This window comes from Bacillus sp. COPE52 (assembly GCF_003355115.1).
Taxonomy (GTDB): Bacteria; Bacillota; Bacilli; order Bacillales; family Bacillaceae_G; genus Bacillus_A; species Bacillus_A toyonensis.
Genome location: NZ_CP031292.1, coordinates 1,034,262 through 1,056,208, shown reverse-complemented (window position 1 = coordinate 1,056,208; position 21,947 = coordinate 1,034,262). Strand labels below are relative to the sequence as shown.

Below are 21,947 nucleotides of genomic sequence, written 5' to 3'. Positions count from 1 at the left end.
GTACCTCCAAGTACAATCAGAACAAATAAAACAAAGTTGAAGGGGAGCGATCACATGTATTTCGGAAGCAAAGGTTGGTATGTAAAAGAACTTAAAAAATTAGGCATCCGTACTTATGAAGGTAAAAAACTAGAATCTTATCGTACGCATATTTTATCTAGTTTACTTGAGAGAATGAAAAAGGCTTCGGCTTAATAGACAAATAGAAGAAGCTACTTTAAAAGTAGCTTCTTTGGCATTTTTTTGTAATACATTCATACTCACAAGGGCTATCATGATCACAACAATCCCTAAAATTCCCCAGATTATCTTTTTATTCATGCTGACTCCCCCATTTATGTATAATCTTTAAATTATATTGGTAAAAACAAAATAAAAGCACTCGTTCGGGTGCCTTTAACTTTAGTTTTTATTGGGCTAATTCTTCATGTTTACTCCCTCTTTAAAATTTCTATTCCCTTATATATATAACGAAATAAGTAGCCAAGCTAAAAATGCTATAATACATTTGACTACATTAAGGAGGAACCATTATTTTGCGCGGAACATGCATTCAATTTCATAAGTTTGGTAGCCCAAAAGATGTATTACAAGTTGAATATAAAAATATAGAACCAGTAAAAGATAATGAAGTGCTAGTTCGTATGTTAGTTAGACCGATTAATCCATCTGACTTAATTCCTGTAACTGGAGCGTATGCACATAGAATTCCTTTACCTAACATACCTGGTTATGAAGGTGTTGGTATTGTTGAAGATGTTGGTGCGAGTGTTTCTAGAGACCTTATCGGTAAACGCATGCTACCTTTACGCGGGGAAGGTACTTGGCAAGAATATGTGAAGACATCAGCTGATTTTGTAGTCCTTATTCCCGATTCAATTGATGATTTTACAGCTGCACAAATGTACATCAACCCATTAACAGCTTGGGTTACGTGTACAGAAACGCTAAACTTAAAACGAGATAACGTTTTATTAGTAAACGCTTGTGGATCCGCTATAGGTCATCTTTTTGCACAGTTATCACAAATTTTAAACTTCCGACTCATTGCAGTGACTAGAAATAGTAAACATACAGAGAAATTACTTCAGCTCGGTGCTGAATATGTAATAGATACTTCCACTGTTCCGCTTTATGAAACCGTTTTGGAGTTAACGAACGGGATAGGCGCAGATGCTGCGATTGATTCTATTGGAGGATCCGATGGAAATGAATTAGCATTTTGTGTACGTCCAAATGGACACTTTTTAACTATCGGTCTTCTATCAGGCGTACAAGTAAACTGGGCCGAAATTGTTACGAAAGCAAAGGTGCATGCTAACATATTTCATTTACGACATTGGAATACAGACGTGTCACCGTATAAATGGCAAGAAACGTTTCGTCACTTAATTCGTTTAGTTGAGGATAAAAAATTACGTTTTACGACAGTACATTCTACGTATGACTTAGCGGATGTGAAAACTGCGGTTGCCGTTGTGCATTCTGCTGAAAAAACAAAGGGAAAAGTATTTTTAACGAGTTACAAAAAAAATCCCCTCAAAGCATAAGCTTCGAGGGGGAGCCTGTTTTTTTATTTACTTATATACGTACAGCTGTACCACTTACAGCAACCATTAACATGCCATCACGAACAACTTCATAATCTACGTCAATACCAACGATAGCGTTCGCACCTTTTTGTTTTGCAAGTTCTTTCATTTCATCCATTGCGATATCACGAGCTTCTTTTAGCTTGCTTTCATAAGAACCAGCACGACCACCGACAACATCACGAACAGAAGCGAATAAATCGCGGACAATATTTGCACCCATAATAGCTTCACCATTTACAATATCGATATACTCAATAATTTCTTTACCTTGAATTCCAGACGTTGTTGTTACAATCATGACTGACACTCTCCTAATAACTTATAGTTTTTTGATTAGCTTTCTTATGTCTTTATTATGACATGGAACAAACAACTAATCTATTGAATTACCTTACAGGAATGTGACAGTTTTGTAAGAATGAAACGCGCATTATGTTTCATTTTAATAAAGCGCTTTAATATTTGGATACATAAACGATTCTTTATTTTCTTTCCAGTCCTTTTCTACTTCTTTGAAAGTTGGTCGTCCTAATTTTTCATTGTTCTCATGTTTACGAAACCATTTCTTCACATACTTCTCTCCATTTTTATTTTGAATCGTGCAAAGGAAACTATCGCTACTATCCTTTAATATTTTTACAATCACGAAAAGACACCTCTTTCCTTTTCAATAAAGTGAAACTTTAATCAGTGGTGGGGCGCATCCCCCACTGATTATTAGCCCTCACCAACCGGGCTTTTACGGGCAGCCCGCCCCCCACCTAACTTCTTTGCTTTCACTGAATTTTGAGGTGGGGGTCTTACTGCCCGGCAAATAGCGGGATAACAGAATAGAACTTGATCTTTTACTATAAGCCCTTCCTCTCTTATAGTCATACGACTCCTCGGCCGCGCCAAAGTTGTAAGATCAAAAAACGATATTCACTTTATTTACATTTTCCATTATTTTATTTAAAGAAATCAGAGTTATAGGCATTATGCTTATCAAATATTTTATAGATTTCTAACTTATCATCTAACTTTGCATCTACTAAAATTAATATATTTCCATCGTAAATATATTCTTCATACTTTTTAGCATGTTCTTCTGGAATTCCTAAGCCGATAAATGCTCCTATTAAACTTCCAGCTCCTCCGCCAATACCGGCTCCTCCAATAGCTGCTGCGATTGGTCCTGCTGCTACAATTGGACCCATTCCAGAAATGGCAAGTATACCAAGACCTGTTAATAAACCACCTAGTCCCCCTGCTACTCCTCCTGCTACAAGCCCTGTCGCTGAAAAGATATCTGCTTTATGTGCAGTTTCGCTATTCACTTTTTCACCCGACTTTTCTTCCAGATGTTCAATTTCCTTTTGATCTTTCGCAATAGCTGAAATGTTATCTGCTGAGTATCCTTTATCATTTAATTCATTAATAACGAGTGCCGCATCATCAATTGTTCTAAAAACACCTACTATTTTTCTATCTACATTCATAACTATTAACCTCCTAAATTTTTATATACATATACGCCCTTTTATTTTTATATAATGCATCTTTATCCTTCTTCATTTCTGTATACACCAATCTTCTTATTAACATAACCATTTACGAAAAAAGCGAATAGTAACAGTATTACAAGCGAACTACTTAACAAGTAAATTAAATCAAACGTAATATCAATCATCATTTCATTCATGTATACCAGGCTCCTTTTTATTTAAATTAAAAGTATATTTTGATAGACTAATCTACTAAACATAGACATCTTACAATTCATCTTCAGTCAATCTCTTTGTAGTATATGTATACCCTTCCTAACCTTTTCTAAACGTAAAAAACTATACTTATATTTTTTCTTATTTATATGTTTAACATTTTTTAAAACGGGTATGTTTATATTGTTATGCTTACTATATGGAAAGGAATATTGCAATGAACGCCATTCACTCTACTACTATTTCTTATAATGAAACGCCTACAATAACTCAGATTCATCATTTTTACGCTTTAATGACAACATTTCAAACGAACTTGTTTATAAGTAAACACGGAACACTTACTTCTATTAAAAACTTAAGCACATTAGTATCCTTTTTCCTTACGGTAAAAAAGAGAGAGCTTGTATTATTTATTTTTGAAGGAATAGATGCAAAAAGAGCTTTAAGAACACTCTTCCCTTCTTAGAATGTTTGTTATCCTCTATTCCCTCGTTTACTACCTTTCATATATGTTTTTATATTTCAAAATGATTTCCTCTATTAAAAAAGAACCCCCTACTACAATAGGGGGATTTCTAGTTTGGCCTTATGAAAACTGATATAATGTATATTACGTTTTTCATTCTTTAAAATAGAAAAGTTTTAATAACCTTGAAGGTAGGAATTTTTAATGAACTCGAAAGCAAAATTTAGTATTCGCTACAAAATTATGGCTGGTTATTTAGTTATCATTTTGTTCTTACTTGTTTCTTTCATTATGTTAAACAATGAGATTTCTAGCTTACAAAAATCTCGTAATTTTATTATTGATCACGATTTTAAAGTTCTCAATTTAACGAATCAAGTGGAGAAAGAGTTACTAACAATTGAAAATAAAGCGAAAGGGTTTATCATTTCTAATAACCCTAATTACGTGCAATCCCTTAACTCTGCGGAAAAGGATTACGAAAAACATTTTCAAGACCTTTTTTCTTTATTAGAGGATAACCCCTCTCAGCAAGAAAAATTAAAACAGATTAACGAAAACATTACTAGTTGGATTAATAAAGAGATTCACCCACTTATTACAAATAATAATAGTAATAATGTACAAACAATCGACACGACTCAAATTCAGTCATTACAGTCGCAGCTAACTAACTTCCGGAGCACTGAGGAGCAACTAACGAAAAAAAGAGCTGCACAATTAGATATTGAAAATAATAAATTAGAGATTTGGTTATACAGTTTATTGTTCTTACTTTCTTTTATTTCCATTATCGTTTCACTCTATATTTCGAATTCCATTACAAAAACGATTAAAAATGTAATTCAAGCTATTACATCAATTTCTTCCAAAGAAAAAATTACGGAAAGAATTCATGTAAATACACATGATGAAATAAAAGATCTTGCTCATACAACGAACCACCTACTAGACGAAATATCTAAAAGAGAGTGGTTACAAACTGAGCTTGCAGAATTAATTTTAATGTATCAAGGTGTATCTTCTATTGAGATGTTAGGTAAAAAAATTCTTAGTGGAATTATACAAAAAACGCAAACTTCCTGCGGTGCATTCTATATACGCGAAGAATATGAAGAAACTGTCTACTATGTGAAAAAAGCTTCTTTCGCCGATCAAGGTACTGATATTGGAAAACAATCTATTAAAATGGGTGAAGGTTTCATTGGACAGTCTGCCTTAGAAAAGAAAAGTTTTATTCTCAGGGACATACCAGAAGATTTTCGTTACGTTACTACTGGCTTATTAGAAATACGTCCTAAAAATCTACTAGTCATCCCTATCTTATTTGAGGATGAAGTGATTGCAGTAATGGAGTTAGTAAGTGTAACTGAGGTTTCAGACTTACATCAAGATTTAATTCAACAAACTATTGATAATCTAGGTTTAACAATCCATAGCATTATAGGACGTATGCGAATTCAAACTCTTTTACATGAATCACAAGCAATGACAGAAGAGTTACAAGTTCAATCAGAAGAATTACAAACGCAAGCGGAAGAACTACAAATGCAAGCGGAAGAATTACGAACAACGAATGAACAATTAGAGTCTAGAACTGAAGAAGCTGAGCAGAAGACAGCTGACTTACAAATTACCAAATCAGAATTAGAAGAAAAAGCAAGCGAGTTATTACGTAGTTCAAAATACAAATCAGAGTTCCTAGCAAATATGTCACATGAATTACGCACACCGTTAAATAGTATTTTACTATTATCTGAAATGTTAAGAGAAAATCATGATAATCATTTATCGGATGATGAAATTGAACTAGCAACTGTCATTCATTCATCAGGGAAAGACTTACTTACTTTAATTAATGACATAATAGATTTATCTAAAGTAGAAGCAGGCAAACTAGACATCATTTTTGAAGCAACGAACATAAGTGACATGGCAGCCAATATGCATCAAAACTTTTTACATATAGCTGCAAAAAAAAATGTCGAATTTACTATTGAAGACAGTGACACGATTCCAGATTTGTTTTATACAGATGCAAAACGGATTGAACAAATTATTAAAAACTTACTATCCAATGCATTTAAATTCACGGAAAAAGGAGCCGTTTCTTTACATTTCGATTCAATAGAAACAAACAATTTAAGTCATGATATGCAGTCTATAAGTAAAGATTGGATTACAATTTCAGTAAAAGATACTGGTATTGGTATCGCTAAAGAACAGCATCAACTTATTTTCGAAGCCTTTCAACAGGCAGATGGAGCAACAATTAGGAAATATGGTGGTACAGGCTTAGGGTTATCTATTTGTAAAGAGTTTGCTAGATTGTTAGGTGGTTGGATTACATTAGAGAGTAATGTAGGAGAAGGTAGTACTTTCACGGTATATATTCCTAACCTTCCAAATGGCTTAAATGCAATCCAAGTATCCAATTTAGAAGTCGCAGCAACGATAGAAGATGTTATTCCTGCTGAAGTTATTGAGGAAACTATCATTACTACCGAAACAAATAACGTCTTCCAAGAGAAAACCATTTTAATTGTCGATGATGATCATCGAAATATATTTGCGTTACAAAATGCATTAAAAAAACAAAATGCCAACATTATTACTGCCCAAAACGGCATAGAGTGTTTAAAAATACTAAAAAGCAATACAAATATTGACCTTATTTTAATGGATATTATGATGCCGAATATGGACGGTTATGAAACGATGGAAAATATCCGAATGAATTTAGGGTTAAATGAAATACCTATTATCGCATTAACTGCTAAAGCAATGCCAAATGATAAGGAAAAATGTTTATCTGCTGGCGCTTCAGATTATATAAGTAAACCATTAAATCTACATCAACTCTATTCGGTAATGAGTGTATGGTTAATAAAATAAGTGAGGTTTAGTTGGAGTGGAAAATAAGTATTATAATTTTGATCCATCAGTAGATACGGATGAGCGCACGAACTTAGAAATTGAATTACTATTGGAAGCGGTATTTAAACTATCAGGATTTGATTTTCGCCAATATGCTCGCACATCTATTTATAGAAGGATTTGTAATCGAATGCAGCTCTCTAATATCCCGACCATTTCAAAATTAATTGAAAAAGTAATTCACGAGGAAGGGGTTTTAGAACAGTTATTAAATGATTTCTCGATTAATGTAACTGAGATGTTTCGTAACCCTGCCTTTTTTAAAGCGCTTAGAGAGCATGTTATTCCTGAATTAAAAAAGCATCCTGAAATTAGAATTTGGCATGCTGGATGCGCAACTGGTGAAGAAGTATTATCAATGTCCATCTTACTTCGCGAAGAAGGATTAAGTGAAAAGTCGGTTATTTACGCAACAGATATGAATACAAATGTGTTAGAAAAAGCAAAACAAGGCATCCTCCCGTTAAATAAAATGCAAACTTACACGAAAAACTATTTACAAGCTGGCGGTACACAAGCATTTTCTAACTATTATTCGACGGATAGTCGTTTTGCTTATTTCAATCCATCACTTTTACAAAACATTATTTTTGCACAGCATAATTTAGTAACCGATCAATCTTTTAACGAATTTCATATTATACTTTGTCGTAACGTTTTAATTTACTTTACAAGTAAACTTCAAAACCAAGTACAGCAACTATTTTATGAAAGTTTAAGTCACAATGGATTCCTATGTTTAGGAAATAAAGAAACTCTTCGTTTTTCAAATATAATGCCGCATTATACCCAATTTAATCCTAGTGAACAAATTTATCAAAAAATACAATAAAAAGCGTATGAAATCCTCTGTTTGGATTTCATACGCTTTTTATTTCGCATTCGTTTTTATCATAATGAGACACATATCATCTGATTGTGTTTTCTTCTGTTCTTCCTTATAAAACCCTTCTATCTCTTCTTCTAAATCTCCCCATTTTCTTTCTGTAAAAGCACGTAATTTCTCTTCAGACTCAAATTCATCATTTGCAATTGCTTCAAGAACACCATCTGTAAATAATACTATTTGAGCGTTCTTCTCAAAAGGTATAACTGTCTTTTCAACTTTTATTTCATCAAAAAATCCTACCGCACAACTCCCGCGATTTAGTTCCACTACATTCGCTTCATCAACTAGCACGTATCCAGAAGGATGTCCTGCATTTACATATTCAATTGTTCTCTTTTCTGTATCCACTACTAAATATATCGCTGTAAAATAATATGGGATATTGTCATTGTCATTATGTAAAAGAGTCATATATTTATTTAAGTCTTTAATGACGAGTTCTGGATCAATTAAACATTTAATCGATTCACGTAATACAGACGAGATAAACATACAAACTAATGAAGCAGATATACCATGTCCCATGACATCTAATAATATAATACCGTAGCGATTTTCATCGATTTTATACCAATAATACATATCTCCAGCTAGTTTGAATGACGGTAAGTAACTTGCTTCAATTTTTATATGATTTTCTCTTAATGGGCTACTTAATAAGTTTCTTTGTACTTGTGTAGCTAAATCTAGTTCATTCCGAAGATTTTCTTCTTGTTCTTTATGCCAATTTAATTCCGATTTCAAGCGTAACGCTACACGCATACGCGCTAATAGTTCAACTTTATTTATAGGTTTCGTAATATAATCCATTGCTCCCATATCAAGAGCTTCGGCTAATTTATTTGCATCCTCTAAAGCTGTAACAAAAATAATAGGGATATCTTTAAACTTCTCCTCTTTTTGTAATCGCCTACAAACTTCAAGTCCATCAATTTCAGGCATCATAATATCTAATAGTATTAAGTCAATTTCATTATGCCTGGAAGAATCTTTTCCAAACTGTATGTATTCGAAGAGCTCTTGTGCAGAATTGAGCGATACAAGATCATGATATCCGGCTTGTTTTAAAATTTTCTCAATTACAAATATGTTAACCGGATTATCATCAACAATTAAAATGGACACAAGTTATTTCCCCTTTTCTTATTTAAAATGTAAATCTATTATCATTTTCTATTTTTCTAGTATTACATACTCAGTTACAAAATGAAAATTTCGTACTCAAACATATTTATACAACAAAAGAACAAACCCCTAGAAATAGGAATTTGTTCTTTCACTCTATAAATTTCTACTTTTAATTTAACACCATGGCTTTATCATTTAAAAGACGATCTAATTCTTCCATATGATTTGTTTCATCTGCAATCATATCTTCTAGTTTTACAACTAACTCTGTCATATTTAATTTCGCTGCCTGTTCTTTTCTCGCTTCATAACGCTTAATTGTTTCATATTCTGATTGTCTAGCGGATTCTAACATTTCTCGAACATCTTCCACTTGTTTCACTGGTAAAGGGATCGTAGTAGGTGTACCACCTAGCGTCTTAATTTTTTCCGCTAAATATAGGGCATGTCCTTGTTCATCGCTAATTTCAGATTCAAAGAAAGGTTTTAACACTTGTCTATATATACCAGAAACTGTAGCAGCATTATGGTTATACATAATAATCGCCGAGTATTCTCCTGCTAAATCTTCATTCAATCCTTCTATTAGTTCTTTCACATCGTGTGACATTTTAATATCTCCTCCTATACTTAATAACTACCCCTTTTCTCATGTTTTAAACATCATTATTTTAATTTTTTATGTATCTAAAAACGCGGCTTGCTTCAATTTACTTATCGCTTGTCTTTTAATACGAGAAACGTGCATTTGTGAAATACCTAATCGTTCCCCTGTATCTTTTTGATTTAAATTTTCTCCAAATATATAATGAATAACACTCTTTTCTGTCTCATTTAATACGTTAAAAATATCCTCTAAAACGAGACGCCTTTCTGTCTGTTCATATCCTTGCTCTACTTCACCTACAGATTCAATTCTCGCTACCGAACTTCCATCAGATGAATTTTCAACTACATCATCTAAGGAAGATACTCGATAATTATTTTTCGCATCCATAATTTCTAGCACTTCCTCTTCGGATAGTCCTAAATGATCCGCAATCTCTATAATCTTCGGTGAACGCTGCAGGTGATCTGTTAACTCCTCTATCGCAAGTTTAATTTTCCCACCCAAATCTTTAATTCGCCTTGGAACGTGAATGCCCCAAGTTTTATCACGTAAATACTTCTTTATTTCTCCTACTATCGTAGGTATTGCAAACGGCTCAAAAGCATTCCCTATCGAATAATCATACCTTCTTATTGCGCCTAAGAGCCCTAACATCCCTACTTGTATAATATCCTCATGCATTGGCCCGCCTTTTGAATAGCGATATGCAATGGAATATACGAGATTTTTATAATGCTCAACTAACCTTTCCTGTGCTTCACCACATTGGTTTTGTTGAAATTCTGCAATTAGCTTAATAACATCGTCTTTAGTAAGATTCGTAGGTTGAGATTGGATTTCCATCATTCTCCACCTGCTCTCTTTGTATATATTTTGTCATTAAAACCGTCATGCCCTCATCATGCATGATTTGTATATCATCCATTAACGTATTGATTAAATATAAACCTAAACCATTTTCCGGCAAATGTTCTACTGGTTTACTAATATCATACGGACCAACTTTCCTTTTTAAGTTATTAAAATCAAAGCTAACCCCATTATCAGCAACCATAATTTCTAATCGATCTTCATATAGACCAAAGACAATTGTAATTTCTCCAACATCTTCTTTGTATGCATGTTGTACAATGTTTGTACATGCTTCACTAATAGCAATTTTCATATCTTCTATATCGTCATAAGCAAAGCCCATTCGGTTCGCAACACCAGCCATCGTTAAACGAATAATAGCCACATATTCTGCTTTTGCAGGAATTTTCATTTCTATCTTTTCAAATTTCTCCATCATCCCTAGTCACCTTCTTTCTACTTTTTCAAAATCGGAATTCAAATTTAATATTTCTGTTAGTCCTGTAATATCAAATAATCTTTTTAGTCTTTTAGATACACCAATAAACTCTAGTTTGCCATCATTTTTCTTAACTGCTTTTAATAGCGCTATAAAAACACCTAAACCGGTACTATCCATATAATCTACGTTATGAAAATCTACTACAATATGAACTTCTTTTTCGCTTGCAATAGGCATCATCTTATTTTTTAAATCTGATGCCGTATATGCATCAATCTCACCATTAAGTTGTACCGTATAACCTACATCATTTTGCAAAATATTTATTGCCAAATTCATCATTTCCGCCCCCTTATCTCAAACTACTACTATGTTAATTACCCATAAAAATTAATTTTAAACATATTTTTTATTTTCATTATAAATAAATTTTCTACACCTTTCTCGGCTTAACACTTAAAAAATACTACTAAATGTTTAAACCTTATAAATTTGTGTATGTATAATGTATAAACATTATTTTTAGGGGGATCTATCTATGGAAGAGCACAACTTTAAAAAGGGAGATTTCGTTCAATTTTCTTATCGACACGATCATGCTACAAAATTAGTTGGTTCCATTATTAACATACTGACGAATACAATTGTAGTTGATATAGGTAATAGTGAGGACTTATCTCATATAGAACCAAGGCAGGTCGTAAGGATAAATAATTGTGAAAAAGTAACGATGGTTTAATACATAATAGAAAGTGTAATTTCAAAGAGTGGGGGTTCTTCATCCCCCACTCTTTCCTATGCAGATTACATAAAAAAAGCATCCAAATTATTTTAATTGGATGCTTTTTTATGTATATTTATCACTCTTTTAACTTTATAGTTATATATAATAAACTTAAGATTATTATTCATTATCATACTTACGCTTTCCGTAGCATTCTAGAGAAGAATGTAACGATTAAAATAAAGACGATTGCACCTAATAACGCTGGAAGAACAAAAATGCCTCCCCATTCAGGGCCCCAGTGACCAAATAACGCACTACCTACCCAAGATCCGATTAATCCAGCAATTACATTACCAACTATACCTAAAGGAAAGTCTTTTCCTGTAATCATTCCAGCTAACGCACCAATAAGTCCACCTACAATACACGTAATAATAAGTCCCACAATTAAACCTCCTATATTGTTTTTATATTTGATTTATCAAGCTTTGGTATGTAACCAAAGCTTGATAAACATGTATTATTCTTTATTATCCAATCCATCACTTATCTTTTGTTTCACTTTTCCGACTTTTTCTTTTATCGTTCCCTTGGTCTTCTCCCACTTCCCTTCATTTTTCAACTCTCTATCTTCTGTAACTTCACCAATTCCTTCTTTTACTTGTCCCTTTTTCTTTTCAACTTTACCCGTAATTTGTTCTTTTAGCCCGCTCTCACTCATATTTCCAATCTCCTTTTCGTAATAGATTTATAGATTTAAAGGATACAAATTTAAAGAGAATATGTGCATCTTCTTTCTTGTAGCCATTCACCGACTCTTTCTAAATCCTTAACGAATAACAAGATTTTTCCTTCATCCAGCTTTTCTTCATAAAAGTTAGCTTCTTCCTCATTAAGTCCTAACTCTTGCATCTTATTTCTTAACTGATCTCCCGTTTTTTGAAAGACATTAATAATGCTTGTCCCAAGTCCCTCCTCTTTTATTCCAATTGTATTCACGTCTGCATTATCTGCGATTCTATCTGTCCTTTCTTTCTCATGTGTTAATACGTAAATATCTTTTTGGTCTATTCCTTTCTTCACGAGATCATTCGCCGCATTCATGACCTCTTTCTCCGTAATAAATTCATATACAAAAGGTTTACTATACTTCGTTTCCATCTTTAACTTCCTCCTTTAAAATGAATTATTTGTTATATTATATGTAGTACACCCATTTTCCCAATGTTAAACATAAAATATGAAAAAAGTTATGTGAATTTTGATTTTAATAGAAAATGAACAACATCATTTACCACTTTAAAACATCTTCTCCTTACAATAACTATGTAAATTAACTGAAAATTGTTACAATTAAACTTAAGGAGGGATACTATGAAAAAAATCATATCTATATGCGCTCTAACCGCTCTATCTTTCACTTTAATAGGCTGTACAAACACCTCTGCTACAGATAAAACTTCGCAGGCTAAGCAAGAACATACACAAAATACATTTCAATCAAATTCCGCTAATATTACAGACATTGAAATAATGAAAACAACAAATAATACTATTTCCAAATCTCAAACAGACAATGAAGAAATGATAAAACCTATCGTTTCGGCAGTTCAAAATGGAACCTCGAAAACAATTACATTAGATCAAAAAAAGCGAGAATCTGTGCATTCTACTATAACCGTTACATATAAAGATGACTCAAAAGAAGAGTTTCTTGTGTGGTTTGATAATAAGAAACAAATTACGATTGCTAAAGATGAAAAGAAAGGTACAGTAGAAGCTGTGACATTAAACATGAAACACTCTAAAATGATGAAAGATTTCTTTAAAAATGATAAAACGTAAGAAGGATCTCCTTTAAGGAGATCCTTCTTCTCTTTATACAATTTGCTTTATACAAGCAAACGAAATACATACTATTGTTATGCTCCTTATCATCCGAAGAAGAAATATTAATTATATATTATGGAGACGGTTATTTACTCTTTAATTATATGACTATCGTTAATATTGATTTGCTAAATCGTGCTGTCCTATGTACCGATGATGACACTAAATTTTTTTATATAGTTGATGTTAAGTAAAGGAAGTAGCTTTACATCCTACTTCCTTTGCTTAACCATTTCCATATTTAGACTTTTATAAAATCTATTTAAGGTCTAATTTTGCTAAATCATGTTGTAAAACATTATTTCCTTCTTGTGGATTAAATACGATTGCACTAAGACCAAAAACATTCGTAACAACATCTCTATCATTTGGATGAATTATTCTTACTTCGTAAGCAAAAAGTCCTGGAGGAAGAGCTGCCGAACGAAAAGTAACATATTGATTAGGTGCTAATGTTCGTGTAGAAGGATCTACTAATGGTAACAATACAGGAGAACCAGATGACCAATCAAACATTTCAACAGTTACTCTATGAGTATCATCTGGATCAACATTCATAGCATCAACAGTAAGAAATAAAGTAGCAGAATGTCTACGTAATACACCCGTTGATAACGTTTCATTGTAATTTTTACAACATTTTTTAGAAGAATAACCATAGCCATAACTCATATCAATTTCCCCCTTTCATTTACAATTAAGGACAAGCATTCCTTATAATATATAATGCTATTATTATTTTATTGAAAGGTATAATAGCGGAATTTCATCTATATTTTCTAATATTTAAGTTTACGTTTGTTCACTCGTATTGAAAATAAAGTGAAACTTTAATCAGTGGGGGTTTTGTTCATCCCCCACTGATTATTAGCCTTCACCAATCGGGCGTTTACGGGCAGCCCGACCCCCACCTAACTTCTTTGCTTCCGCTGAATTTTGAGGTGGGGGTCTTACTGCTCGGCAAATAGCGGGATAAATTTTATATCATTCTTGTCCATGAACTAGTTCCTAAAAGGTCCCTTTTCTACAATAAAAAAAGAGCTGTCCATAAGTCGGTTTCACCAACTTATGAGACAGCTCCTCTTCACTTCACCTTATTTTATCGATGAATCCAAACTGCACCTGCAGACTTGTCTTCTGCTTGGCCTACTACTTCAAACTTTAATCCTAGTTTCGGCAACTTACGTCCTGCATCTGGAATCACGCTGTTGATATACTGCTTAGAATCATCAAATTTCGCAACACCTGGTAATCCTTTATAGTCAAAGATACCGCGAGTTGGCGAATCTACTCTCCATGCTGGTGTTTGATCGAATGAGAATGCAGCATCAGCAATTTGATAACGCGTACTGCTCTTCACAGTCGGTTGTCCATTTAATGTCCCTACGATTGCCTCTGGATGAGAATCTACTACTCCTAAGAATCCTTCACCTGGATGAACCCCTACCCAGTTATCTGTAAAGCTTTGATCCGCATACCATACAACCATTCCTGTATTAAATACTGGACCACGCGCATGTTGTAAAGCCGTGTCAGAACCAGCGTAATTTCTCCACTCTACATAGTAGTTATGTTTCTTCTGTTCAAATCCGTTAGACACCGTAAATCCTTTTAGTGTCATTGCTGGTTGGCCTTCTGCATCATCTGAGAAAACAACTTTTCCATTTACAGTTAATGCAGCATTATCTAATGCAAATCCTTTATAAGCTACTGCAATATCTGTTAAATACTCAAATTGCAGTTTTACTTTTTTCCCTTTGAATTGGCTTAAATCGTATGATTTATCAACCCACTTACCATCAGTTGTATCCACGCCGCCTTTTACATCTTTTTCGCCCATTCTATCAATGCGTGTCTTCGTTCCATCTTCTGCAATCGCATATACGTCAAGGAAATCATACTTCGCTTCCAGTTCGTAGAATGCCTTATAATCAAACTTAGCATCCGTTGCATTTGTTAAGTCAAATACTGGTGTCTCAAGTGTTGTATGAATGTCATTTCCTTTTGTGCTGTAGTAAAACTTCTTACCAAATGCCGATTCAATATTTTTAATATCTTTATCCGGTAAGTTAACACGAACGATTCCTGGTCGTTTTGATTTTGTAACACTTTGATCTAAATATGTTGCAACACCGACTCCCGTGCGAAGTTTATCGTAATCTACCTCAACGATATTCGCCCAATTGCCCTTCATATTCTTTTGGAAAAACTCTTTATTTTGTGGTGAGAAACTTGTTGGCTCTGTTCCTGCAATTTTTCCAGCCCAGCTACCGCCACTCATAATAGACCAAGACTCAACAGGTTCACCTTGTCCTGAGTACTTCGTATCGTACTCATCTGGTAAGCCTAAATCATGACCATACTCATGCGCAAACACACCAACCGCTCCATCTTCAGGCTCGATTGTATAATCGTATGCAGCCATCTTTCCGCCCCAATTTGAAACAGAAGATTTTGTGCCATCAATCGCATATGGTTTTGACCCAAGTTTTGAACGATGAGACCAAATTGCATCATCTTTCAATTTACCGCCACCAGCTTCTTGACCAACACCAGCATGTACAACCATTAAATGATCAATAATGCCATCTGGCTCGTTTTTATTTCCATCACCATCTTGATCGTATTGATCAAATTGATCATAGTCTGCTAAATTGATCCCTTTTGCTACCGCTGCTTTTAATGCTTCTTTCACAAAATCACGTGGCCCTAAAGGACCTTTGTTATCATGACCAGTTCCAGCATCCGCACCATAATCTGAAGCTTTTCCTGGAACAGTAAGCCATTCCGTTACAGTTCCATCAACTGTGTAGCTACCACCAGATTGTTCTTCATAATATTGTTTAAATGTGTTAATCTTCGATCCATCAAATAACGTAAACGGTTCATCACCAAATAACATTTTTTGATAATGTTCACGATTGAAGTCCTTAGAATACATGTATCCTGGCTCTTGATCAATATTGTTATGCTTAAAATCGCTAAATTCTACGAGTAAAACAAGTACTTTATCTTTTCGGACAGCTCCATTGTACTCAGCTTGCTTCGCTGATGTAGTAGGTACTTTTCCATTTAATTTCCCTGGATTTAATCCTGCACCTTGTCCAGCTACTGGTCCTACTTCTGGCTGCTGCGCCTGTTCATTTTCCTTCATTTTTGAATCTTTTACTTTTTTCATAAAATCAGAAGCTTCTTGCGTAAGACTATCTCCTGTCAAGACTTCTTTCCCAGGGTTTTCCCCTTTCTTGTTCTCAACATATTTTTCGACAGCCTTTGACGTCTCCGCTTGTGATGCAGATTGATCAATTACGCCCCGTTGTTTTAGCGCTTCTGCCAAACGCTCCTCCGGTATTAAATGCTCATCTATCGGTAGAGATGATGGCGTATCAGCATACGCTGCATGACTTCCAAAAGCAAAACTACTACTTAGTACTGCCGCTGTTGCTAAAACTGATAATGGTTTTAACTTCTTATCCTTTTTCAATGCATTTCCTCCCCAGTGTCTGCAAATTATCGTTTTTTTGTCGATAACAACATAATATTCGTTATAATACGAATATTCAATCTTTTTCAATAGACAAAATGTTGAGAAATATTTTTTTGTGCAGGATGAAATACGTAAGATAGCAAAATACAAAGGTTCTGCTTGTTTATGTTTTTTAAATTTTGCATATAACCATAAAGTGGGATCACTTGTTCTTTCAAATTGATAGCGATGGAGTAAAATGCTTATTTACAATACTAAGGAAATACAACATACAAACAGGCTGTTATTTGTTTTAAGTACAATAGTCATACTTGCTCGATGCACTTATTTTTTGGCAATAAATAAATGATCACCATCTAAGGAATCTTATTTATATTCTAATTACCTTTTAAATTATCAGAAAATTATTGAAAAAGTTTTTTTGCTATCTATCACTCTATCACACTTAATTTCTTGCTAGTATATACATATCAATATACAAATAAATATAGTAGAAAGCGGGGAGAATTATGGTAAGTCATCTAAAAACAAAAGATATAATCACACAACTTTTAAATAATTGGTATCAAGAGATACGTGCCCAGCACCTAAAAGAAGCAAAACATTTAAAAACAGAGATTGATACACACATAAAAAGTATTAATGAAGATCCAAATTTACTATTCCATTACTCACTTCTTACTTTTCGCTTTAAAGTTTTGCTCGATCATTTAAGCATCACACCCACAAGCTTCCAGACAATTGATTCACTGGATATACCAAAAAATGAATCGTTGTCTTATTATTATCACTTTTTCAAAGGGATTCATGCCACACTAATTTCCAACAACAATGAAGCCTGGAAATACTACGAAAAAGCCGAAACACTATTACAACATATTCATGACGATCTTGAAATAGCCGAGTTTAGCTATCGTTTTGCTAACTTCTATCTTCATACCTATCAACCTCTATTAGGAATTCAACATGTGACTAAAGCTAAAGAAATCTTCTCTAAACATAATGGCTATGAAAATAATGTTGCCGCTTGTGAGAACTTATACGGTTTAGCATGTATTGATATAAAACAATTCCCTGTAGCAGAAGAAAAATTTAATTCTGCAATAGATATTTTACGTAAAAATAATGAGGATTCCCTAATATTAAGAGTCCGCAATAATTTAGGTTTTTTATATAGTAGCCAAAACTTATCCGCTTTAGCAATTCGACACTTATCAGAAGTAACAACTAAAAATCCAGAGCATTTTAGGGCCATCTTCCTTAAAGCTAGAGAACATTTAAAGATTGGGGAACTTGAACAGTCGGCCGAGTTAATCGAACGAGGATTAGCAATTTGTGAGAAGCTAGACAATAAAGAATACCTATATCATTTCAAACTTTTAGATTGTATAAATAAAGGTGTTTCAGCTGCTATTCTCGAAGAATTATCTTTGGAAGCTATCTCATTTTTCGACACACAACAACTCTATACTTACACACAAGAATACACTGAAAAATTAGCAATCAAGTTTTACGAAGAAAGCGACACTGTAAAAGCTAGTAAATACTTTTATATTAGTCATCAAGCTAAAGAAAAAACTTTTGAAAAAGGAGCGTTAAAATAATGAAAAAACTTTTTGGAACGATTTTAGGTTTATCACTTTCAGTTGCACTATCTATTGGATTAGCATTCCCTTCACAATCAGATTCTAAGAAACAAGTTGATTCGACTAAATCTAGTACAATTATGTACATGCAATCCAGCCACGGTGACTCCTGGTAATACAAAGAGTTTTTTATCTGTTACCATCATTAATTAAGAAAAGGGCACTCCCTCAATGGAGTGCCCTTTTCCTAATTAATAGACAACATATAGCAGACTACTTATTAACTTCAGCCCATTTAACCTTGAACTCCGCACCGAAATCATTTGCGCAACACGTTCGAAAATATAAATCTATGATGTTAGAAACAGACTAATCGATCTGTTCTTGTTGTTTCAATTTCATACTAAAAAGGAATGTGTTGTATCATGTTGAAAACATAATTTATAACCAAATCGATTTACTTTCATTTACTTTTAAATAAAGATTAAAGAGAGCTTTTAAATCCATCTTTATTCTAAAGCTACAAACGAGCATACATTATGCTCGTTTTTCAATTGGTAGTTTAAATGTAAAAGTACTGCCTTCCCCTAATTTACTTTCAACGGTAATTTCTCCTCCGTGTAGTTCGACAATCCATTTTACCATCGACAATCCTAAACCTGTGTTTCCAATATTTGAAGATGTTCGCGCTGCATCAACTCGATAGAAGCGTTCCCATATTTTCGTAATATGTTGCTCGCTGATGCCTATGCCATTATCGGAGACTTTACCTATTATGTTCGTTCCATCACGGCACAGTTGTATATTCACACTACCATTCTCTTTACCATAAGCAATCGCATTCGTTAATAAATTCATTAACAAACGCATCATCAATGTTTGGTCTGCTTTCATAAACAGGTCTTCCTCTATATTGGTTGTTATATCAATCGAAGCTTCTTGAACCATTAATGAAAGTTCTTCTACAACGATTTCCGTTAATTCACTCATATTGATACATTCAAATTGAAAAGTATCATGCTTTCCTTGGTCAACTCTTGCTAATAATAACAGTTGCGAGATTAACGAGGACATTTTACGCGATTGTCTTAAAATTACTTCTAACGATTCTTCCATTTCTTTCGGATTATGCTTCTGCGATAAAGCGTATTCGCATTGCGAAATAATAACAGATGTTGGTGTTCTTAATTCATGAGATGCGTCAGATGTAAATTGTTTTTCACTTTCAAATGATGTCTCCAACCGCACAAACATTTTGTCAAAGGTTTGTGCTAAATGATACATTTCGTCTTTCGATGAACCTTGTAAGTTAATCCTCTTCGAAAGGTCTTTACCATCACCAATTTCACTCGCTGAATCACTCATTTGTTTCACAGGTCGAAACGCTCTTTTCGTAATAAAATAGCCGCCCACTGCCGCAATGAGAATAAGTAATGGAAAGGTAATGAGTGTTACCAAAACAATCGTACTCATCGTTGATGACAATTGATTCATGGTCATGATTCCACGAACCCAGACTTGCTCATCCCCGCCCGCATGATAGAGAAAATCATATACGATCCATTCTTTATTACCATTTTTAATGATTTGTATTTCATCGGATTTAAGCAATCCCTTTTTATTAAAGCCGGCCGGATTATGTCCTGCCAGTAGCTCACCTTGCTTACTATAAATGAGTATATTTACTCCATCTTCTAAAGTTTCAAATTCATCGTCAATCTTTAACTGTCCATGCTTATATTTAATATCTTCAATGCTATCTTTCACCGTGCTCTTTAATTGATTTTTCATATTAAAAAGCACAACTTTATCTGAAGAAGTTAAAATAAAAGCTAACACGAGTGCCATAATAATTACAACTAACCCCGTATACCACAGGGTTACTTTCATTTTTATTGATAGTTTTTTCATGATTCTACTCGCAATACGTAACCAGTGCCTCGCACCGTATGAATTAACTTCGTTTCAAACTGGCTATCAATTTTTTTACGAAGGTATCGAACGTAAACATCAATAATATTTGAGCCACCTTCATAGTCGTAATTCCACACATGTTGCTCAATTTTATCTCGTGTCAACACAACCTCTTTATTACGAATCATATATTCTAAAATAGCAAATTCTTTACTGGAAAGATTAATAACCTGGTCTCCCCTTGTTACTTTATGCATATTGCAATCCACCACTAGATCCGCAATTTCAAACACATTAGAGGTATTCCCTGTTTTTCTTCGCATCAACACTCGAATTCTTGCTAATAGTTCATCAAAAGCAAATGGCTTTACTAAATAATCATCCGCACCTAAGTCGAGTCCTTTTACGCGATCATCAATTGTATCTTTAGCTGTAAGAAGCAAGACAGGAGTTGTATTATTGTCTGCGCGTAATCTTTGTAACACTTGTAACCCATCTATTCGGGGAATCATAATATCAAGCACAATCAAGTCGTAAGTAGCCATGCTTATATAATCCAAGGCATCTGCTCCATTCCCACATCCATCGACACTATAATATTCTGCATGTAATCGTTTTACTAATATATTTTGTAAGTCTTGTTCATCTTCGACAATAAGAACTCGCATTAGCATCCTCCTTTTTTCTTATTATATATATCACTATAGTTCCAAAACATTAAAGAAAGATTAGAAACGATTTAATTATATCATTTTATTTTTTGGCACATTAATCTTCCTTTAATGTTTGTTCAGTAATATAAAGGCAAGGATCAGGTGCTCAATTAAAGGGAGGCAAACATAATGAGAAACTGGATGATAATTGGAGCCATGTCTTGTTTATTCTTAACAGCTTGTTCTACTCAAACTGATAAAGATACAGAAGTACAACAACTGAAAGTAGAAAACGATACGTCACAAAAAGAAAGTGCTCAACTACAACAAGAACCAAACAAAACAGGGCCTGCTACGAATGATACTACGCAAACACAAGATTTCAAAAACGAAGTCTCATCTATTGTAAAAAAGGCAAATAATACGAAACCAGTTGGAGCAAAAGAAGAGAACTTAAATACGTACTTAGCAGCAAAAAAAGAAATTGACCAATTAGATGACAAAATAGATCTATCTGATAATCAGCTAGAAGCAGATTATCGCGCTGGAACGATAACTGTTGAACAATATCAAACACAAGAAAGAGTACAAGATATACTTGAAGATCAATTAGAGCAAGCAGAAAATGCACTTGAAGCAAGATTTGGAATAGATGATTAATCATTAAGGAGTGAATGAAAATGTTAAAACATAAAAAGAAAATAATGATAAGTGTAATTGCTACTTTAGTAATTGGTATCGCTATTGTTGGTGGATATTTTGGTATGGGTTACAATTATGCAAAAAAGAATGACAACTACACAGAAAAACAAGTTCGTGAAATTGCTTTAGCACAAACAAATGGAGAAATTATTCATGTGAAAAAAGAATTTGAATTAGAAGATGACAACTTAACACAATCTCAATTCGAATATGAAGTGGAAATCAAGACACCTGATAATCTATTAAATGTTTTAAAAATTAGTGCTAGAACAGGCACAATAGAAATCGATCACGAAGATTAAAAAATATAATTAAGCAACGTGAATTCCATATTTTTAGGAACTCACATGATGGCATTCATGTTAA

Annotated in this window: 27 protein-coding genes and 1 pseudogene; 12 read left to right on the top strand and 16 right to left on the bottom strand. The window is 33.6% G+C overall.

Features of this window, described 5'->3' with window-relative positions:
* Positions 1-54: 54 nt before the first annotated feature.
* A complete protein-coding gene (locus DPQ31_RS05250) occupies positions 55-195 on the top strand; it encodes a YflJ family protein (RefSeq protein WP_000273535.1) in 141 nt (46 codons plus the stop codon).
* Positions 196-533: 338 nt separating this feature from the next.
* Positions 534-1,550, top strand: coding sequence for a zinc-dependent alcohol dehydrogenase family protein (locus DPQ31_RS05245; RefSeq protein WP_395934989.1), 1,017 nt, complete (start codon positions 534-536; stop codon positions 1,548-1,550).
* A 31-nt stretch (positions 1,551-1,581) separates the two neighbouring features.
* On the opposite strand, the gene DPQ31_RS05240 is transcribed toward DPQ31_RS05245, so the two are convergent.
* The 4 genes from DPQ31_RS05240 to DPQ31_RS05225 form a co-directional block, all read right to left on the bottom strand.
* Positions 1,582-1,893 carry a YbjQ family protein gene (locus DPQ31_RS05240; RefSeq protein ID WP_000637510.1) on the bottom strand — a complete coding sequence of 104 codons (312 nt, stop codon included), beginning with the start codon at positions 1,891-1,893 and terminating at the stop codon, positions 1,582-1,584.
* A gap of 144 nt (positions 1,894-2,037) precedes the next feature.
* Complete coding sequence (locus tag DPQ31_RS05235; protein ID WP_097958786.1) at positions 2,038-2,241, bottom strand: DUF4028 family protein; 204 nt, start codon at positions 2,239-2,241, stop codon at positions 2,038-2,040.
* Between the two features lie 301 nt (positions 2,242-2,542).
* Positions 2,543-3,073: a general stress protein gene (locus DPQ31_RS05230; RefSeq protein WP_001100089.1), complete on the bottom strand. Its 531-nt coding sequence runs from the start codon at positions 3,071-3,073 to the stop codon at positions 2,543-2,545.
* A 62-nt stretch (positions 3,074-3,135) separates the two neighbouring features.
* The gene (locus DPQ31_RS05225; RefSeq protein WP_208731645.1) at positions 3,136-3,276 is read right to left on the bottom strand and encodes a hypothetical protein; all 141 of its coding nucleotides are present in this window, start codon (positions 3,274-3,276) and stop codon (positions 3,136-3,138) included.
* A 236-nt stretch (positions 3,277-3,512) separates the two neighbouring features.
* Here DPQ31_RS05225 and DPQ31_RS05220 point away from each other — a divergent pair, with 236 nt between their 5' ends.
* The 3 genes from DPQ31_RS05220 (at position 3,513) to DPQ31_RS05210 (ending at position 7,533) form a co-directional block, all read left to right on the top strand.
* The gene (locus DPQ31_RS05220) at positions 3,513-3,764 is read left to right on the top strand and encodes a hypothetical protein (RefSeq protein ID WP_000991353.1); all 252 of its coding nucleotides are present in this window, start codon (positions 3,513-3,515) and stop codon (positions 3,762-3,764) included.
* A 204-nt stretch (positions 3,765-3,968) separates the two neighbouring features.
* On the top strand, positions 3,969-6,659 hold the full coding sequence (locus tag DPQ31_RS05215) for an ATP-binding protein (RefSeq protein ID WP_208731644.1): 2,691 nt from the start codon (positions 3,969-3,971) through the stop codon (positions 6,657-6,659).
* A gap of 16 nt (positions 6,660-6,675) precedes the next feature.
* Positions 6,676-7,533 (top strand): CheR family methyltransferase, encoded by an 858-nt coding sequence (locus tag DPQ31_RS05210; RefSeq protein WP_173781586.1) that lies wholly within the window; start codon positions 6,676-6,678, stop codon positions 7,531-7,533.
* A gap of 39 nt (positions 7,534-7,572) precedes the next feature.
* On the opposite strand, the gene DPQ31_RS05205 is transcribed toward DPQ31_RS05210, so the two are convergent.
* The 5 genes from DPQ31_RS05205 to rsbV form a co-directional block, all read right to left on the bottom strand.
* Positions 7,573-8,715, bottom strand: coding sequence for a fused response regulator/phosphatase (locus tag DPQ31_RS05205; protein WP_199632591.1), 1,143 nt, complete (start codon positions 8,713-8,715; stop codon positions 7,573-7,575).
* 172 nt (positions 8,716-8,887) lie between these two features.
* Entirely contained in the window at positions 8,888-9,328 is a 441-nt protein-coding gene (locus DPQ31_RS05200) for a ferritin-like domain-containing protein (RefSeq protein ID WP_087970780.1), read from the bottom strand.
* A gap of 69 nt (positions 9,329-9,397) precedes the next feature.
* On the bottom strand, positions 9,398-10,174 hold the full coding sequence (gene sigB, locus DPQ31_RS05195; RefSeq protein ID WP_208731643.1) for an RNA polymerase sigma factor SigB: 777 nt from the start codon (positions 10,172-10,174) through the stop codon (positions 9,398-9,400).
* Positions 10,137-10,619, bottom strand: a complete 483-nt coding sequence (rsbW, locus tag DPQ31_RS05190) for an anti-sigma B factor RsbW (RefSeq protein WP_208731642.1) — start codon at positions 10,617-10,619, stop codon at positions 10,137-10,139. Before rsbW ends, sigB begins: the two co-directional genes overlap by 38 nt.
* Before the next feature lie 6 nt (positions 10,620-10,625).
* Positions 10,626-10,964 carry an anti sigma b factor antagonist RsbV gene (gene rsbV / locus DPQ31_RS05185; protein WP_002038093.1) on the bottom strand — a complete coding sequence of 113 codons (339 nt, stop codon included), beginning with the start codon at positions 10,962-10,964 and terminating at the stop codon, positions 10,626-10,628.
* Between the two features lie 196 nt (positions 10,965-11,160).
* Here rsbV and DPQ31_RS05180 point away from each other — a divergent pair, with 196 nt between their 5' ends.
* Positions 11,161-11,361: a hypothetical protein gene (locus DPQ31_RS05180; protein ID WP_000391008.1), complete on the top strand. Its 201-nt coding sequence runs from the start codon at positions 11,161-11,163 to the stop codon at positions 11,359-11,361.
* Positions 11,362-11,542: 181 nt separating this feature from the next.
* Here DPQ31_RS05180 and DPQ31_RS05175 read toward each other — a convergent pair whose 3' ends face one another.
* The 3 genes from DPQ31_RS05175 to DPQ31_RS05165 all read right to left on the bottom strand — a co-directional run bounded on the left by DPQ31_RS05175 (position 11,543) and on the right by DPQ31_RS05165 (position 12,510).
* A complete protein-coding gene (locus DPQ31_RS05175) occupies positions 11,543-11,794 on the bottom strand; it encodes a GlsB/YeaQ/YmgE family stress response membrane protein (protein ID WP_000522903.1) in 252 nt (83 codons plus the stop codon).
* A gap of 75 nt (positions 11,795-11,869) precedes the next feature.
* On the bottom strand, positions 11,870-12,070 hold the full coding sequence (locus DPQ31_RS05170; RefSeq protein WP_000004263.1) for a CsbD family protein: 201 nt from the start codon (positions 12,068-12,070) through the stop codon (positions 11,870-11,872).
* Positions 12,071-12,120: 50 nt separating this feature from the next.
* The gene (locus tag DPQ31_RS05165; protein ID WP_000448810.1) at positions 12,121-12,510 is read right to left on the bottom strand and encodes a YflT domain-containing protein; all 390 of its coding nucleotides are present in this window, start codon (positions 12,508-12,510) and stop codon (positions 12,121-12,123) included.
* Positions 12,511-12,723: 213 nt separating this feature from the next.
* Between DPQ31_RS05165 and DPQ31_RS05160 the strand changes: the two genes are divergently transcribed.
* Both DPQ31_RS05160 and DPQ31_RS29105 read left to right on the top strand, forming a co-directional pair.
* Positions 12,724-13,194 (top strand): hypothetical protein, encoded by a 471-nt coding sequence (locus DPQ31_RS05160; protein ID WP_208731641.1) that lies wholly within the window; start codon positions 12,724-12,726, stop codon positions 13,192-13,194.
* Positions 13,195-13,265: 71 nt separating this feature from the next.
* Positions 13,266-13,433, top strand: a pseudogene (locus DPQ31_RS29105) (YolD-like family protein); the annotation flags it as partial.
* Between the two features lie 64 nt (positions 13,434-13,497).
* On the opposite strand, the gene DPQ31_RS05155 reads toward DPQ31_RS29105, so the two are convergent.
* On the bottom strand, positions 13,498-13,911 hold the full coding sequence (locus DPQ31_RS05155) for a BtaA family protein (RefSeq protein ID WP_000120220.1): 414 nt from the start codon (positions 13,909-13,911) through the stop codon (positions 13,498-13,500).
* Positions 13,912-14,338: 427 nt separating this feature from the next.
* Complete coding sequence (locus DPQ31_RS05150) at positions 14,339-16,723, bottom strand: immune inhibitor A domain-containing protein (RefSeq protein ID WP_085450091.1); 2,385 nt, start codon at positions 16,721-16,723, stop codon at positions 14,339-14,341.
* A 512-nt stretch (positions 16,724-17,235) separates the two neighbouring features.
* On the opposite strand from DPQ31_RS05150, the gene DPQ31_RS05145 reads away from it, so the two are divergent.
* Both DPQ31_RS05145 and DPQ31_RS05140 read left to right on the top strand, forming a co-directional pair.
* Positions 17,236-18,330: a RapH N-terminal domain-containing protein gene (locus tag DPQ31_RS05145; protein WP_208731640.1), complete on the top strand. Its 1,095-nt coding sequence runs from the start codon at positions 17,236-17,238 to the stop codon at positions 18,328-18,330.
* Positions 18,330-18,488, top strand: coding sequence for a hypothetical protein (locus tag DPQ31_RS05140; protein ID WP_000732343.1), 159 nt, complete (start codon positions 18,330-18,332; stop codon positions 18,486-18,488). The genes DPQ31_RS05145 and DPQ31_RS05140 overlap by 1 nt, the downstream gene beginning before the upstream one ends.
* Before the next feature lie 361 nt (positions 18,489-18,849).
* On the opposite strand, the gene DPQ31_RS05135 is transcribed toward DPQ31_RS05140, so the two are convergent.
* Positions 18,850-20,223, bottom strand: coding sequence for a sensor histidine kinase (locus tag DPQ31_RS05135; RefSeq protein WP_097958775.1), 1,374 nt, complete (start codon positions 20,221-20,223; stop codon positions 18,850-18,852).
* A complete protein-coding gene (locus tag DPQ31_RS05130) occupies positions 20,220-20,894 on the bottom strand; it encodes a response regulator transcription factor (protein ID WP_208731639.1) in 675 nt (224 codons plus the stop codon). The genes DPQ31_RS05135 and DPQ31_RS05130 overlap by 4 nt, the downstream gene beginning before the upstream one ends.
* A 174-nt stretch (positions 20,895-21,068) precedes the next feature.
* Here DPQ31_RS05130 and DPQ31_RS05125 point away from each other — a divergent pair, with 174 nt between their 5' ends.
* Positions 21,069-21,539 carry a hypothetical protein gene (locus DPQ31_RS05125; protein WP_208731638.1) on the top strand — a complete coding sequence of 157 codons (471 nt, stop codon included), beginning with the start codon at positions 21,069-21,071 and terminating at the stop codon, positions 21,537-21,539.
* A 20-nt stretch (positions 21,540-21,559) separates the two neighbouring features.
* Complete coding sequence (locus tag DPQ31_RS05120) at positions 21,560-21,883, top strand: PepSY domain-containing protein (protein WP_000912146.1); 324 nt, start codon at positions 21,560-21,562, stop codon at positions 21,881-21,883.
* Positions 21,884-21,947: the final 64 nt, after the last annotated feature.